The organism is Siccibacter colletis, assembly GCF_025914095.1.
Taxonomy (GTDB): Bacteria; Pseudomonadota; Gammaproteobacteria; order Enterobacterales; family Enterobacteriaceae; genus Siccibacter; species Siccibacter colletis.
The window spans coordinates 2,380,252-2,394,922 of sequence record NZ_CP074352.1 but is presented as its reverse complement, the minus strand read 5'-3'; the positions used below and the strand labels follow the sequence as shown (position 1 = coordinate 2,394,922).

17 protein-coding genes and 2 pseudogenes are annotated in these 14,671 nt (G+C 50.0%); 15 read left to right on the top strand and 4 right to left on the bottom strand.

Features of this window, described 5'->3' with window-relative positions:
- Positions 1–18 precede the first annotated feature (18 nt).
- Positions 19–363 carry a YebY family protein gene (locus KFZ77_RS11615; protein WP_031521244.1) on the top strand — a complete coding sequence of 115 codons (345 nt, stop codon included), beginning with the start codon at positions 19–21 and terminating at the stop codon, positions 361–363.
- A gap of 313 nt (positions 364–676) precedes the next feature.
- On the opposite strand, the gene KFZ77_RS11610 is transcribed toward KFZ77_RS11615, so the two are convergent.
- The 3 genes from KFZ77_RS11610 to KFZ77_RS11600 all read right to left on the bottom strand — a co-directional run bounded on the left by KFZ77_RS11610 (position 677) and on the right by KFZ77_RS11600 (position 5,868).
- Positions 677–1,954, bottom strand: coding sequence for a recombinase RecT (locus KFZ77_RS11610; RefSeq protein ID WP_406678777.1), 1,278 nt, complete (start codon positions 1,952–1,954; stop codon positions 677–679).
- 11 nt (positions 1,955–1,965) lie between these two features.
- Positions 1,966–4,545 (bottom strand): exonuclease family protein, encoded by a 2,580-nt coding sequence (locus tag KFZ77_RS11605; RefSeq protein WP_264384275.1) that lies wholly within the window; start codon positions 4,543–4,545, stop codon positions 1,966–1,968.
- A gap of 306 nt (positions 4,546–4,851) precedes the next feature.
- Positions 4,852–5,868: a hypothetical protein gene (locus KFZ77_RS11600; RefSeq protein ID WP_264384274.1), complete on the bottom strand. Its 1,017-nt coding sequence runs from the start codon at positions 5,866–5,868 to the stop codon at positions 4,852–4,854.
- 234 nt (positions 5,869–6,102) lie between these two features.
- Between KFZ77_RS11600 and KFZ77_RS11595 the strand changes: the two genes are divergently transcribed.
- From KFZ77_RS11595 to KFZ77_RS11540, 11 genes are all read left to right on the top strand, one after another.
- Positions 6,103–6,390 (top strand): hypothetical protein, encoded by a 288-nt coding sequence (locus KFZ77_RS11595; protein ID WP_264384273.1) that lies wholly within the window; start codon positions 6,103–6,105, stop codon positions 6,388–6,390.
- Between the two features lie 921 nt (positions 6,391–7,311).
- Positions 7,312–7,545 carry a DinI family protein gene (locus tag KFZ77_RS11590; RefSeq protein WP_264384272.1) on the top strand — a complete coding sequence of 78 codons (234 nt, stop codon included), beginning with the start codon at positions 7,312–7,314 and terminating at the stop codon, positions 7,543–7,545.
- A gap of 387 nt (positions 7,546–7,932) precedes the next feature.
- Complete coding sequence (locus tag KFZ77_RS11580) at positions 7,933–8,529, top strand: DUF1367 family protein (protein ID WP_264384271.1); 597 nt, start codon at positions 7,933–7,935, stop codon at positions 8,527–8,529.
- Positions 8,529–8,735: a hypothetical protein gene (locus tag KFZ77_RS11575; protein WP_035890989.1), complete on the top strand. Its 207-nt coding sequence runs from the start codon at positions 8,529–8,531 to the stop codon at positions 8,733–8,735. The genes KFZ77_RS11580 and KFZ77_RS11575 overlap by 1 nt, the downstream gene beginning before the upstream one ends.
- Before the next feature lie 2 nt (positions 8,736–8,737).
- Complete coding sequence (locus tag KFZ77_RS11570; protein ID WP_264384270.1) at positions 8,738–9,028, top strand: DUF1364 domain-containing protein; 291 nt, start codon at positions 8,738–8,740, stop codon at positions 9,026–9,028.
- Entirely contained in the window at positions 9,025–9,387 is a 363-nt protein-coding gene (gene rusA / locus KFZ77_RS11565; RefSeq protein ID WP_264384269.1) for a crossover junction endodeoxyribonuclease RusA, read from the top strand. Before KFZ77_RS11570 ends, rusA begins: the two co-directional genes overlap by 4 nt.
- On the top strand, positions 9,384–9,524 hold the full coding sequence (locus tag KFZ77_RS11560) for a YlcG family protein (protein ID WP_264384268.1): 141 nt from the start codon (positions 9,384–9,386) through the stop codon (positions 9,522–9,524). The genes rusA and KFZ77_RS11560 overlap by 4 nt, the downstream gene beginning before the upstream one ends.
- Positions 9,521–10,303 (top strand): antitermination protein, encoded by a 783-nt coding sequence (locus tag KFZ77_RS11555; protein ID WP_264384267.1) that lies wholly within the window; start codon positions 9,521–9,523, stop codon positions 10,301–10,303. Before KFZ77_RS11560 ends, KFZ77_RS11555 begins: the two co-directional genes overlap by 4 nt.
- Before the next feature lie 365 nt (positions 10,304–10,668).
- On the top strand, positions 10,669–10,884 hold the full coding sequence (locus KFZ77_RS11550) for a class II holin family protein (RefSeq protein WP_264384266.1): 216 nt from the start codon (positions 10,669–10,671) through the stop codon (positions 10,882–10,884).
- Complete coding sequence (locus KFZ77_RS11545; protein ID WP_264384265.1) at positions 10,884–11,396, top strand: lysozyme; 513 nt, start codon at positions 10,884–10,886, stop codon at positions 11,394–11,396. The genes KFZ77_RS11550 and KFZ77_RS11545 overlap by 1 nt, the downstream gene beginning before the upstream one ends.
- Entirely contained in the window at positions 11,396–11,860 is a 465-nt protein-coding gene (locus KFZ77_RS11540; protein ID WP_264386183.1) for a lysis protein, read from the top strand. The genes KFZ77_RS11545 and KFZ77_RS11540 overlap by 1 nt, the downstream gene beginning before the upstream one ends.
- Before the next feature lie 838 nt (positions 11,861–12,698).
- On the opposite strand, the gene KFZ77_RS11535 is transcribed toward KFZ77_RS11540, so the two are convergent.
- A complete protein-coding gene (locus KFZ77_RS11535; protein ID WP_264384264.1) occupies positions 12,699–12,968 on the bottom strand; it encodes a hypothetical protein in 270 nt (89 codons plus the stop codon).
- 533 nt (positions 12,969–13,501) lie between these two features.
- On the opposite strand from KFZ77_RS11535, the pseudogene lysC reads away from it, so the two are divergent.
- The 3 genes and pseudogenes from lysC to KFZ77_RS11525 form a co-directional block, all read left to right on the top strand.
- Positions 13,502–13,675: pseudogene (gene lysC, locus KFZ77_RS19825) on the top strand (Rz1-like lysis system protein LysC); the annotation flags it as partial.
- Complete coding sequence (locus KFZ77_RS11530) at positions 13,656–14,105, top strand: hypothetical protein (protein ID WP_264384263.1); 450 nt, start codon at positions 13,656–13,658, stop codon at positions 14,103–14,105. The pseudogene lysC and the gene KFZ77_RS11530, both read left to right, overlap by 20 nt.
- Before the next feature lie 302 nt (positions 14,106–14,407).
- Positions 14,408–14,596, top strand: a pseudogene (locus tag KFZ77_RS11525) (DNA translocase FtsK); the annotation flags it as partial.
- Positions 14,597–14,671: the final 75 nt, after the last annotated feature.

Genomic DNA, 14,671 nt, shown 5'->3' with positions numbered 1-14,671 from the left:
AGGTAACAAGAGAAAGCTATGAAAAAAACGTTACTGGCACTGCTGTTAACCGCCGTTTCCGGTATGGCGCTTGCCGCGCCGCAGGTGACAACCGTGAGCCGTTTTGAGATAGGTAAAGACAAGTGGGCGTTTAATCGTGAAGAGGTGATGCTCTCATGTCGTCCTGACGGTGCGCTGTTTGTTATCAACCCGTCGACCCTGATGCAGTATCCGCTGAATGATAAGGCCCAGCAGCAGGTCGCGAGCGGTAAAACCAGCGGTCAGCCGATTTCCATCCTGGTGGTGGACGATCCGGCGCGCCCGGGGCACAAGATGAGTCTTGAGCCGTTTATCGAGCGTGCGCAGGCGCTGTGTAAGTCCTGAGCCACAGGCTACCGGCATAAAAAAAACCGCGCTGCAGCGCGGTTTTTTTTGGATGATCGCATCAAATCGGCTTTTTTTGCCCGCGTGATAGTTGCGGACTGGAAAACCTGACGTCGTCATCTATTCTTAAAGTGCAAGGCGACTAAGCCTGCATTAATGCCAACTTTTAGCGCACGGCTCCATCCCAGGAGCCATTTCCCTGGACCGAAAACAGGAATCGTTTTCGGTCTTTTTTTATCCGGTTGATTTTCAAGGCTTTTTTGGTGTCCATCCCTAAATCCCCCGAAAAACACTCGAATATTTCATATCCTGTCTAAACCATAACATATTCTGAACCGCGCGCGTCCAGGTATTTTTTGGTCATTGTTAAATTTTTATGCCCAAGTAAACGCTGCGAAAACTCTTCCCCGCGCTCCCTTTCATAGAGCCGACTGGCAAGACTTCTGATCTCATGGAAGGGTGGAGGATTCGGTCCAAACTGTAGACCCGTCATGTCCCGGACCTCTGAAAAAGCCTGGGTTACACCATCAGGTGTCAGTGGACCTGGTCTTCTTCCCCCGCGCTTCACCGGAGAGTAAAGCATAAAATCTGTGGGATTATTATCCCGGCAACGCTCAATCACTTCGTGAAGCACCAATCCGGCTGCCTCAAGTTTCAGGTCGAGCGGCAACGCAAGTTTATGCCCGGTTTGCGGCAGAGAGTTGATGGCCGCTTCCACTTTGTTGCGCGCATCCACAAGGTAATACCGCTTCACTGCCTTATTTTTCAGCTCTGTGAAAAGGGCCGATCCCAGCGTCGGTTTGGCGGTTTCGATGTCGGCTCGTAAGGCCTTCGCGCTATCCACGTCTTGTGCAGCTTCGATTCGCTTCCGTAACTCGTTAGCCAGGCCATCGATATTTGCTGCGGTTTCCTGCACATCTTGGGTGCTTGTTACGCTGTCACCTTTGATGTCCGAAAGGCTAACGCGCGCCGGCGCCGGGTTAATCTCTTTCTCGGTGCGAGGTTCTACTTCGTCCGGGCTGTAGACGCCGAGGATCACCTCAGGGCAATACAGGCGCGCCCAGTACTTCACAGCCAAATACGCAATCTGTTGCTTCGGCGCTGTCTTCCAGAGCGGAGAATTTCGCGTGGTGATATCAGCCAGGTAGATGTTCTCTCCCCAAGTGATATCTGCTTCGCCGCGCAGGACAGCGCCAACCCGGACAAAAAGACCAGATTCATCGCGACCGTCTTTCTGGCCGGCGATCTTTTCCCAGTCGCCGCCATACTGGTAATGAAAGCGGCCCACTATGGCGCTGGAACTGGAGATCACCGCATTGACCAGCTGGGCCTCGTAACCCAGCACCCCGTTGACCAGATGTGTTTTTTGAGCGACGGCGTAAGGATTCATGCCCCATTGCATAGCCTGCATCACGATCGCCATGCAGTCGGCAGGCTTACCCGCCAGGTGCTTTGGTACGGTCACGGCTGATTGCGCCATCAGCTCTGCAAAGGCAGTCAGTTGGCCAAGTGCCTGGACGTTGAATACTGCATTGCTGGCAGATATGGTGTTCGGAGTCTGCTCGGTAGCGATGATGTTGGTATTTTCCATGGTCATTCCCCTTATGCCTGAGTACGCAGCGCTTCGAGGCGGCGCAGGTCGAAATCGTTTAGTTCGTCGGTGTAATCATTGATGATCGGCGCTGGCCACTCGCCGGTGTCGAAGCCGGTCGCGATAGCTCGCATCATTTTTCGGTACTCGAGCATGCCCAGTTCCAGCAGGTCTGCCGATGCCTCAATGATGGCGATCCAGTGGTAGTTCTCGTCTTTGTTGACGAAAATCCAGAAGAACTGATCCAGCGCCGCGGTTTCGCAGTACATAGCCGCGCTCAGGTGGTAATCGCGGTCGATGATTTCTCTATGCAGCCTGGCCCGCAGGCTCTCTTGCTTAACGTTCCACATGCTGATGGTTTTGAGGTCAGCGCCGATGCGCACACCATCCAGGTCGATTTCAAGGTCAGGGCGCACGCGCACTTCCAGCCCGGTCTCTTCGTCGAAGCCGAAGTAGCTCACCTCAACGGCACGGCTTGGGTGCGTCAGCAGCATGCCGGCGGTCGGGTGCGCTAACAGGGCGGACTGGATAGCCAGCGCGGTTGCCAGCTGCTGGCGCGTAACCAGAATCTTGTCGCCCGGGTTTTCACGCCATGCGTCCAGCAGTTCGTCAGCAAACACAGCGTCAGGTTTGGCCGACTTCACCGCCTGGATCATGTCTGCCTTAGTGCCGGAAACTTTCAGCGGTACCGGCTTCCGTGCTTCCTGAGCTACCAGTTCAGGATTGATAGTCGCCAGTTGCTCCAGCAGCGCCTCGCGGCTGCCGGTAGTTTTCACCGGCGCGGGCAGGGTGGCGTTGTGCTCTTTGATACAGGCCTTCATGGCTGCGGCGGTCTGCTTCTGGTCTGCCTCGATACGCTGGAACTCAGCTGGAAGCGTCATATAGCTCTGAGCTGTTTCTTCCAGGCTGCCGCCCATCGGCACCGGCGCAGGCAGGGTGGCGTTGTGCTCTTCCAGCAGCGCTTTGATATCGTCTGCGCTCAGCAGCGCGGGCAGGGTGGCGTTGTACTCATCGATAAAGGCGCGCAGGGTCGCCGCGGTGGTGAATGCCCCTTCCGGGATCACCGGCTCCACGCTGAATTCTTCCTCAAGGTTTTCCGGCTGCAGCGCCAGCGCATGCACCAGGTTACCCATATCCAGCACTTTGGAACCTTCGCGCGGAATGGTTTTCGCGACGTGGCGCGCGTTGAAGTACATCAGGCTGACGCGGGCATCTTTCACCTGGGTGCTGCTGATCCCGTTCGCCGCGTGATAGATGTCATTCGGCACACCTTCATAGCGGCCCGGTTCGAAGTAAGCCGGGTATACCGGTACCGGTTCTGATGATGGTTCTTCCGGCGCACTGGCGGTTTCCTCCGGCGCTTCGGTGGTAACTTCCGGCGCAGTGCTGTTCGCGAGGCTCGGCGCAGCGGCGGCCAGAACGTCTGCTGAGGCTAAGGTAACTGCATGCGGATCAGCTGCATCAGCGCTTTCGCCTGCTGATACCGTATCGTTATTTTCGCTTTCGGCGCGCTCAGTCTCTTCCATCTGCACATCGCTGGTGGTCTCCGATTCCTGATTAGCAACTTCATTGGTAGTTGTGGCCAGCAGGCCCTCGATGGAGAACATGCCGCCGCCGAGGTTCGAAACCTGTGGCTGGCTGGTGGCGGCCAGGTCGTCTGTAACCCACTTCGGATCTGCTGGGTCACTGATGCCTTCGACATATTCTCCGCGCGCTGCGGCGAGGATTTTATCGACTTGCTGGCTATCGAATTCCTTCGCCTCGCCCTCATCGCCAATGGTGGGGAACGGCATCAGCTCGGTTGACGCATTGAACTCAGCCGTCATGGTTTGATTAACGAACTCAAGGTGCACAACCGGCGTAAGGTGAATATTCTCCGGCGCGATGCGCACCAGGTTGAAAATGGCCGCGCGGTTGACCTCCAGAATGCCAGGCTGATTGCGCAGGATTTTGCTCCAGCTTTTCCATGGCTCTTCTTTGTTTGCGACTATCTCCTTAGCGCGGCGGAGTATGCTGCCCGGAATTTCCATATGATTGAAATCCATCGGCAGCAGGGCGCATGCGATTTCTAAATCGAGAGTATCGAAAGTATGGTGCGTGTCGGCGCCGCGGTCCGTGATATGCCCACTATCAGCATTGGTTCCCGCATCGGTGCGCTGAATTTCATCAATCCTGTTACCAGCAGCCCACTCACGCGTGAGGATCCCACGGTCAATGTGGTTAGTTACCACCCACAGCTTCATAAATCGGATGATTAAGCCCAGCTCATGCCTTAAGTCCTGCGGGAACACTTCCTTAACCGCGCGGGTGAGCTTCCACAGGCCAGGCATGTCATATTTTTTGAGCTCAGGTACGTTGCTCGCAGCGAGCAGCAGGTTCTGGACGTAGGTGTTGTCCGTGTCCATCTCCATCCCGAGAAGTGCGGACTGGGTCTCTTTATTGATGTGATAAACATGGGTCTCATCGGAAGCAAACTGGGCGAGCAGCTGCGTGCGGAACGACATGGGCGCCAGCGCGTTAAACGTGTTGGTCTCATCAACGCTGACAGCCAGCACAACTTCGCTGTCGGTATCGGAGGATACACGATGCACATGAACCGCATTCCGCTCAGGGAGCTTGCAGCATGAGCATCGACAAACAGGCGCTGCGCCAAACAGCAGAGAAAGCCTAGGAGCATGGCGTATTCAACATGGATGTCCATTTAGAAACTGCGCTCGCGCTGCTGGATTAGCTGGAAGCCGCAGAGAAGCGAGTTGCGGCACAGACAGATATAATCACGAAGCAAGAGAAGTGGACTAAGGACGTTGAGGCGACAAGTATTTCTACCTGGTGTTGAATTCAAAAACAGCTTATCACCTCAATTAATCACGGTACTATGCTGTTTGAGTGGGTGCGTTCTATTCAATCCAATCTCTTTTATTGATGCTGTGATTTTTAATAATTCTATCATTAAAAGCTATTGAATCGTCGAGCTGAGAAATTAGCCATTCATACTCTGCCATCACGTGGTAAAGGGCTTTAGTAGAGGGGTGGTCATGATCCATTTTCATGGATGTATAATCCTTAACGCTTGAGTCAAAATTATCTTTAGCAAGTTTTGTGTATTGCTTAGCCTTATGTAATCGATTTTCAAGATCTTCGATTAATTGTGATGTTGCTACTGTGCTATGATGTTCGCTCTCGAATTTTTTAATTAAAGATTCTAATGATATCAGTGTATTTGACTTTTTCTTAATATTAGACTCAAGTTCATTAAGTGTTTTGTTTTTCTCTGAAATCTCCACATCTAAATTCGATGATGAATTTTTAATTTGCTCATAGTTTTGCTGGGCCACAGTAATCATATTTGTAATGTCGTTATGTTGTATTGTGATGTTTTTTATGTCCTTTTCTGCGGCCAGTGTTCTCGCCATGAATTCCTTTTGAATGGCAATATTTTCAAGATCTTTATTCTCTATTGCTTTCAGAAGTTCGTATTCTGCAAGTTTGGATTTTTTTTGAGCATTATAGTCAGATGCTTTTAGCTCTTCCATGGTTATTTGCTTTGTGGTTAAGGGTTTTATATGCATTTTATCCAGCAAGTTATGGATAAATGGTGATGCAATCACAATTAATAATGTTGAAATTATGGGTAGCCAGATGGTTGTTCCGTATGGCACTGAAAAAGTCCCAAGATGAAATGCTCCGGGCATGTCCTTAACCAATTTGACGCGTTCGATAATTTCTTTATTAGAAAAGGCTAGAACCAAAATTCTGTCCCAATTAAACAGAGCCCATGTTAGCGCAAAATTATAAAAAAAAGGATTGTTGAAACGCAGCTTAAAAGACTCGCTAAGTGGTACTACCACTTTTCCCGTGTGCGTTTTGATTTCATCAGATAAACTTTTGATGCTTTCTTCAATTTTTTCTTTCATTGCGATGGCCGCTTGATGAATTTAAAAAGGACAGCCACACTATCATGAATATCTTGAATAATAAATAAAATATATATAATTTAGCTTAAGTCGATTTTGGGGGGGGCGCAACTGATAATTATTCTGAGATGGAAGTCCTATTATGATCTTTCGCAACTTTAAATCCGAATTACAAAAATGTTAAAATTGAATGTTGAGCTCGGAGTGTTATCAAAAACACAATAGGGGAGAATGATGTCTACAAAAAATGTGATTGAAAGAAAAACCATTGAAGAGTTAAGAATAGTTGTCAAAGCCGCGGCCAATGCTTCTACAAAAGCTGATGCTACCCAAGCTATCTCTAAAGCCTTGTACCTAAAAAGTATGATAAGACCGTTTATAGATGACTATGCAGAGGAAAAGTTGCAAGAGGCTTTAAGAGCAGCTGAGAGAGCCGCCGGAAAAGTTAAAAATAAGAAAAGATTAATAGAAGATACCGATAGTTGCTTCTACCGGTTCGAACGAGTCCTTACCCTGCGTTAAGAGTAAAGCCCGCCGAAGCGGGCTTTTTTATAGATCAACGCTCTTTCCAGTACTGCAAGATAGTCAATACGATGACCACCACTGGGTTTGCCAGTTTTAAAAGCAGAAGTAACATTTTCATATGCCTTTCTCCTTGCTCACACCTGGCTGCAAATACCCTAGATTTGCCTTTGCAGATACTGCACCTGAGCTGCCAGATACATTCGGTATGAGTTCGTTTTGTTTGGGTAAAGTTCAGTCATCACTTGAACCCGGACTTACAAAATTGCTTTTTGAATCAGTGCCCATCCCTTTTTACATCCAAAAAAGTTTGATGAGACAGCCTCACATCGTTAAGCTTACAACAGCTGCCAGATACATTCGGCACGGTTAGAGATACATGCTCTAAACCATTGGGAAAGCCTGGACTCATCATCCAGGCTTTTTCATTTTCTATCGCCTGGTGCAATTTAACCACCATTGCCATTAAACTTATCCACAAATATCGACTGTTACTAACTCTGTGGATAACTACTACATATGGGGGTTGGAACTAACTTCATCGCTATGGGTAGTATTATCGAGCGGGTTTACATATTGAACAAGTATTGATTTTGAAGTGTTTTTGCGTCTTATTCGGCGCGTGAGAAGCTAAACCCTCGTAGCGCAAGGCTTATCCACTATGTCAACAAGTTGCAAAAAAAAATGAAAATTTGATTGTGTGCTGATTTCTTCAACAGTTTGCACTCTCATGCCGCGCCAAAACTCTACCTTTTAATGAAAATTTTATTTTTTTACTTGTTTCATTACTCCTCTAAAGTCTAACTTTGATTTCCTATATTTATTTAAAAACTTGACAAAATTCTCAGTCTTTAGCTTGATTTTCGAGGAATCCTTAGCAAATACTGTATGCATGTACAGTTATTGCGATGAGGAGGAATGATGAGAGTTGAAGTGATGATCGACCGCAACAAAAAACTGCCGGAAGGGGCAATCCCTGCTTTAGAAGCCGAACTGGTTAAGCGCCTCATGAACAACTACCCCGACTGTAAACTGAATATCCGCCGCGCGGGTACTGATGGACTGAATGTTCTTGGTGCTGACAAATCTGACAAAAAAAGTATCGAGGAGATTCTTCAGGAAACATGGGAAAGTGCGGATGAGTGGTTTTATTGATCGCATCAATTTTACTGGGGTAGTAAACACGTTTTTCGCTTTTGCGTTTCTCTGACTGCTCCTCATAACGATTAACTGCGTCAATATGTCGCTTTGGGGGAAATTGTGAGCAGTGCCGATGCTTTAATAAAAAATGACCAATGGTACGATGTGATTAGGAGAGCTGATAACACCGTCGTTTACAGTTTTCCTGCCAACGGCAGATATTTGGTCTATCAGTTGAATGGATTAGTTTCCTTACGTCCTCTTCTTGAGGATGAAGAAATCTTTACCCTTAATGGGTTTATGCAGTTTGCTACACGTCTGGGCTACCGGCTTATCCCGCCGTCTGATATTATCATTTCATAGGTCTGAACAACCTATGCCTGATGCGCCACGGAGAATCCCATGGCGCAGTTACAGCTTATCAAACAGTCTTCAGGAATCCTGATCCCCGCAACGCCGGAGACCAGCGATCTTCTGCAATCAAAAATCAATCTCGGTGCCGTGCTGGTGGCCGACTTCAAGCAGGTCCGCAACCCGGCCTTCCACCGCCGCTTCTTCGCGCTACTAAATCTCGGGTTCGAATACTGGGAGCCAACCGGCGGGGCGATCTCTTCCAACGAACGCAAGCTGGTGACCGGCTATGCCAGATTTCTGGCCTCCTACGGCGGGAACGAAGGGGCGCTGCTGGATGCCGCTGAGCAATATCTCGAGCGCATCGCTGATAAGCGCACGGGCAGCATCAGCGCCTGCAAGTCATTCGACGCCTACCGTGCTTGGGTAACCATCGAATCCGGCCACTACGACGCGATCCAGCTGCCTGACGGCACCCTACGCAAACATCCCCGCAGCATTGCCTTTGCCAATATGGACGAAACCGAGTTTCAGCAGCTGTATAAGGCCGCGCTGGATGTTCTGTGGCGCTGGATATTGTCCGGGACATTCAGCAGCCAACGCGACGCAGAAAACGCCGCTGCGCAGCTCATGAGTTTCGCGGGGTGATGGCGATGAAGAAGACATGGTTTCAGCACACCGACTGCACCACCCAGCAGGCAGAAGAGCTTTTAGCGGAATACCGGCGCCGTGGCGTGACAGTCGAGCGCAGCCTGAATGCAGATTTGACCACTTGGACTGTCAGCGCCCGGCTGCCGGAAGGCAAGAATCCGCCACGGGCTGACCGCCGCTGGCAAAACCGAGTGTGGGGGTGAGAGTGGCCAACTTACGCAACGCGGCGCGCGGCCGCGAATGTCAGGTACGGATCCCGGGCGTGTGCAATGGTAATCCAGAAACGTCCGTTCTGGCGCATATCCGCCTGGCCGGTCTGTGCGGTACCGGCATCAAGCCGCCTGACCTGATCGCCACCATCGCCTGCAGCTGTTGTCACGACGAAATAGACCGCCGAACCCACCTGGTGGATGCGGAGTATGCAAAGGAGTGCGCGCTGGAAGGCATGGCACGTACGCAGGTTATATGGCTGAAAGAGGGACTGGTGAAGGCATGAATACCTACAACATCATACTACCGTGGCCGCCGAGTAATAACCGCTATTACCGGCATAACCGCGGGCGCACGCACATCAGCGCCGAAGGGCAGGCCTACCGTGACCGCGTGGCCCAAATCATCAAAGACCAGATGCTGGATATCGGTATTGCCACACCGGTGAAGATCCGCATTGAGTGTCATATGCCTGACCGCCGCCGCCGGGACCTGGACAATCTACAGAAGGCCGCATTCGATGCGCTGACAAAAGCAGGATTCTGGCAGGACGACCATCTTGTGGATGACTATCGGGTCAAGCGTATGCCGATCACCAAGGGCGGAATGCTGCTGCTGACCATCACCGAACTGGAGCCATCATGAGCCCAGAGCAAATTGCGTCAATCCGCATGCGCTGGCAGCGCCTGCGCGTTTATCGCCGCCGGGGAACCGTGCTGGTGGACTACCGCATACTTCGCAACCTTATCCATATTTACCAGATGGCAGGGACCAGGGCATGAACCTCGAAAACACCGTAAAGTATCACTTCGCCAAATCGACGATGATCAGCGATTCTCCGCGCGCCACCGCATCAGACTCCCTGACCGGCACGGACATCATGGCGGCTATGGGGATGACCCAGGAAAGGGCCGCTATGGGGTACAGCGCTTTCCTGGGCAAGATGGGCATCAGCAACAACGACCGGGACAGGGCGGTCGCGCTTCTGGCCGAATACGCCCTGACAAAATGCGATAAGGTCGCAGCGCTGCGCAAGCTGGGTGCCGGCGTTAAGCCGCTGGTGATGCGCCAGCTGGCCATCTTCGCTTTTGAGGATTATTCTCGCAGCGCCGCCAGCGTTAAGCAGTGCGATTGCTGCGCCGGGACCGGCTTCCTTCAGGCTGATGTCTTCACAAATAAATTCCGTAAACCAGAAGGCAAAATGACCGTATCCGGGATGGTGAAGGTCAAAGAGACGGTGCGCGTCCTCTGCAAAAAGTGCAATGGCACCGGCACGCTCAGTGCAGCCTGCAGTGATTGTCACGGACGCGGCAAGGCAATGAATAAGGAATTGACGGACAAGCAGGGCGTGCCGGTGATGGCTGACTGTAAGCGCTGCAGTGGTCGCGGGTATGAGCGCATCCCTTCAACTGAGGCGTATGCAGCCATAAGCCAGATTACAGACTCGATCAGCCTGGATACGTGGAAGAAGTCGGTTAAGCCATTCTACGACCAGCTGATCACAAAATTCGATATCGAGGAGGCGTGGGCCGAGAGACAGCTGAAGGAGATCACCAGATAGCGCTCACGAAAATAGCCAACGATATTATTGCCGGCTATTTACTTTTCCCGAATCTGTGTTATTTTTGTCCTAACGATGGGTTAATGCCTTCGTTGAAGTGGTGAGGAAATAAGTAAACATCGCACACCGGGTCAGAAGACGCCTTGAGATGAAGCCACAACCCCCTTTTTAAGCCCTGCGGTTAACCCCGTGGGGCTTTTTCGTTTCCGGGCCGCCGTCTCTGTTCGCGAATAACGTCGCGTTTATGCGGCGGCCTTCTATTTCAGGCTCCGGGTAAAACCCTTTATACGCTTTGCTGTTAACGCAGCCCGAGAGCCTGAATCCCTTTCTACTCACACAGCACCCGCAAACAGCGAGGTGAGAGCATGTATCGAATGGACAAACTAACCACCGGCGTCTCATATGGCTCATCTGGTGCAAGCGCTGCCTACTGGGTGTTACAGGCGCTGGATCAGGTAAGTCCATCACAGTGGGCAGCAATCGGTGTGCTCGGCAGCCTGGCGTTCGGGCTGCTGACATACCTGACCAATCTGTATTTCAAAATTAAAGAGGACCGGCGTAAAGCCGCCAGGGGCCAGTGATGAATAAAGCTAAAGTTGCTGGTGGCGCTATTTGCTCAGTAGGAGCGATTATCGCCGTCGTCCTCAGCGCCGGTAATGTTCGCACGAACGAGCGCGGACTGGAGCTGATCGGCAATGCTGAGTCCTGCCGACGCGATCTTTACGTTTGCCCGGCTGGCGTACTAACCGACGGCATCGGAAATACCCACGGCGTTAAAGCGGGCCTGCGGAAAACTGACGAGCAGATCGCCCGGGACTGGGAGCGGAATATCCTGCAGGCCGAACAGTGCGTTAACCGCTGGGCCGTCGGTAAGCAACTTAGCGATAACACTTTCTCCGCAGTAACCTCGATCACTTTCAATGTCGGCTGCGGCGCCATGCAGAAATCGACACTGTTCCAGCTGCTGCGCCAGGGAGAAACGATGCTTGCCTGCCAGCAATTCCCGCGCTGGGTTTATGCTGGTGGCATCAAACTGAATGGCCTGGTTACACGGCGCGAAGCAGAGAAAGTGCTCTGCCTGGATGGTGTGTGATGGTGTTCAGTTGGAAGGCGCTGGCATTAGGACTGCTGTTAGTGGCTTTGGTTGGAGCAAGCAGGCTGGCAGGCTATTACCATGCACGGCTCACAGAAACCCGTTCATCTTTAACCAAAGTTAATCGTGAATTAGAGCTGGTTAAAGATCACATTGCAGACATGCAGAAGCGCCAGCGTGACGTTGCGGCGCTGGATGCGAAGTACACGAAGAAACTGGAAGATGCAAAAGCAAATATCAATCAGCTTGAGCGCGATGTTGCTGCTGGCAAGCGTCGGCTGCAGCTCAGCGCAACGTGCGGAAAGAGTGGAACGCCCAGCACCACCGCAATGGATGATGCTGCCGGCCCCAGACTTACTTACGCCGCTGAACGGGATTATTTCACCCTCAGAGAGCGAATCGAAGTTGCCAGTAAACAGATAGCCGGTCTGCAGCAGTACATAAAAGAACAATGCTTGAGATAATCCGGCCATTTGAGGGTGATGTGATTGCCGGGTGTCAGGGCTTGATAAAAAGCGGATAACACAGAAAAAAATCCCTTCCAAAATGAATCCTGCAATTCGGAAGGGGGCTAAAGAGCCAACATTACAAGGAGGATGTAAATGTAGTTGCTGGCTCAATGGATAAAAGGGCTATTAGAAACTTTAGGTAAAAACCGGAATCTAGGATTTATCCTAATAGGATTTATTATTTAACCACCAGTTTTTGTTGAAAAAACAGCTCCTCTCACATTTTATTTTCAAAATTCGACTACATTCAAATGGACGAATAATTCGAAACTCTTGCTTGCCAGATAATCCCCCTGAGCGGCGGGGCAGCCAGTAAAAGCTGGGCGTATGCGGATTTGCTTACTGGGGTGAATTCACCGGGAGGCACCCGGGTCTGAAGCAGGATACTTATGGAAAAGTTAAAAAATCGAATTAAGTTTTGCGTAGTCAGCTTCATCACTGTATGGCTGTGGCCAGTTCGATTCGGACTGGTCTTTTTTTTCTCAATTCAGCATTCTGAAAAAAATTCTAAGCAAGACCGAGCTTTTTAACCTTAAGACGTTAATCCCTGAGACCGTACTGGCGTGCTCAGTCAGCCTGAATTTCGATGACGTAGCCATAAACCTCAATTTCAGGCTCAAGACGGGCTAAAAATTTTAGTTTACTAAGTGACCGCCTTCAGGTTTGTCGGGCTTAATTTTTTCATTACATCGCAGAGGTTAGACATAGGGTCATCCTTGACATTATCTCCAGCCGGCGACGCCAGGCGTAACCGTAAAGTTATCTTCTACATCGTTCCCCGGCCGGAGCCGGACTACGTCTTGGAGTATCTGCTCTTCTCGTCGTTCAGGCCCAATATGGTCTTAATATAAGGCACGGACTCTACATCTCTTTCAGTGGCTTGAACAAGCCAGTTTCTGGCCTCTGAGATTGAATGAATTCGTTCATCGCTTATGCTGCCCTCAGCCATGCGGGTGAGTTCTCTGATAATAGATGGAACAGTAATATCCAAATCTTTGAGTGCAAGTGAGAGTGCCGCTTCTCCGATTATGACGTAGCCTTTCTCGTCGCGTTGATTAGACAATAAAACCTCCAGTTTCGTTGATGATAACTTCATTGTTAAGCCTAGCTAAAGTTTCGATATCTGCCTTAAGACTAATCGTCAAATCTTCAACTCTCAAAACAACTGTGTCTGACGTGCAGTCTCTATAATTTTGTTTATTCATCTGAAGTAAAGAATGAGTTCATGACCCGGTGAGGATGCTCTACAGAAGCATCAAGCAAAAAAAACCCTCCGTAAAAGAGGGCTGACATGAATAATTCAAGAAAGTTTATCGATATGAGAAGGGTTCCTTCCCTCTCACAGTTGCAGGTCTCTCCTCCAGCAACTGTATATCCCGGCGATTAGGGAGTTATCGCCGTGGTTCAGCCTGCTTCGTGAGGTAGGAGCTCATTACTCAGGCTGCTTTAAATGTGGCAGAGATATGAATGCAGACAAGCGTAAGCGGGAGTAATGAGATAAATCGCAGATAGAACAATCCATGCGTTAAGACTGATTCGTTGCTGTCACCATGAGCGAATTCATAGTAATGGCACTTATCATGTGCGTATTGACGAGCAAAGCCAACAGCTGAAACCCCTCAACCAGCCATTCCCGATCCGCTGACCTACGGGGCCAGTTTGGATCTGAATGTCAGTCTGCTGTCGGCGCTGGGGATGTGTAACCGGGATAAAGCGGATATTCGAATGATTGAACAAAGTAGGGCTACAAATGAACGAACAGGCCAATAAAATTCTCGTTGAGTTATTGCAGAAGGCAGTTAGCGGTATTGATGCCGCAGTGTCATTTAGTCAGGCGCAGATCCCTGATGTAATTCATCAGCTGCTGGTGTGGAAATTTACCAAAAGCCTGGCGATCGCGCTGATTCTTCTGGCGACTGTCCCGGTTGCGATTAAATTCTTCAGGGTAATGATGAAGCGCGAGCAGGAAGGAGTTTATGGCGAAGAGGGATACTCATGGGATCGCGGCAAGCCAAAATACAAGCCTACATTGGTCTGGGACAGAGACGGCACTATCAGTGCTTCCTCAGTGTTTTTTGGCACCATTATGTTCCTGTATTCGGTCGTCGCCTTCATAGTCTTATCAGACCTGACATGGCTGAAAATCTGGTTAGCCCCGAAGCTTTACCTGATTGAGTACGCCGCCTCACTGATGAAGTAGCCATTCCAAAGCTCATCTGCGAGTGGGTCTAATGATGTATATTTAGCTTCTTAAAATGATAAGGAGACTAGATGAAATTCTTCATAGCGTGGGAATGCCACTCATTAGGTTGGGAGTTGACTGAAAAGGGGTATCACTTTTTAGATATCCCCGAGACATCTGAAATCGAAATCGAGGTCGATGAGTATCTAAAACGCCTGGCAGAGGCTAGAGGAATCAATCCAAGGCAGGTTGTCGCAGTTAATTGTTACCCTCTGCCCGGCTGTAAGGAAAATCCAAATTATCAGTTATCTAATCAGCTCGATGTAAGTGCAGATCCGCTTTTTGATGAGGCTGTAAAGTTTGTTGTTGAAAAGCGCAGGGTTTCGATAGCGGGAATTCAACGAAACTTTAGAATTGGATATGTTCGGGCAGCCCGAATTGTCGAGCAACTGGAGGAGAAAGGAGTCGTCTCTTCAGCTGATTTTAACGGTCACAGAGAAGTATTGTAATTTGAACTAACCGCCTCCGGGCGGTTATTTTTTGCCATGATCTTTGATCTATTCCCTGTTAGCCAGCCGGGAAAA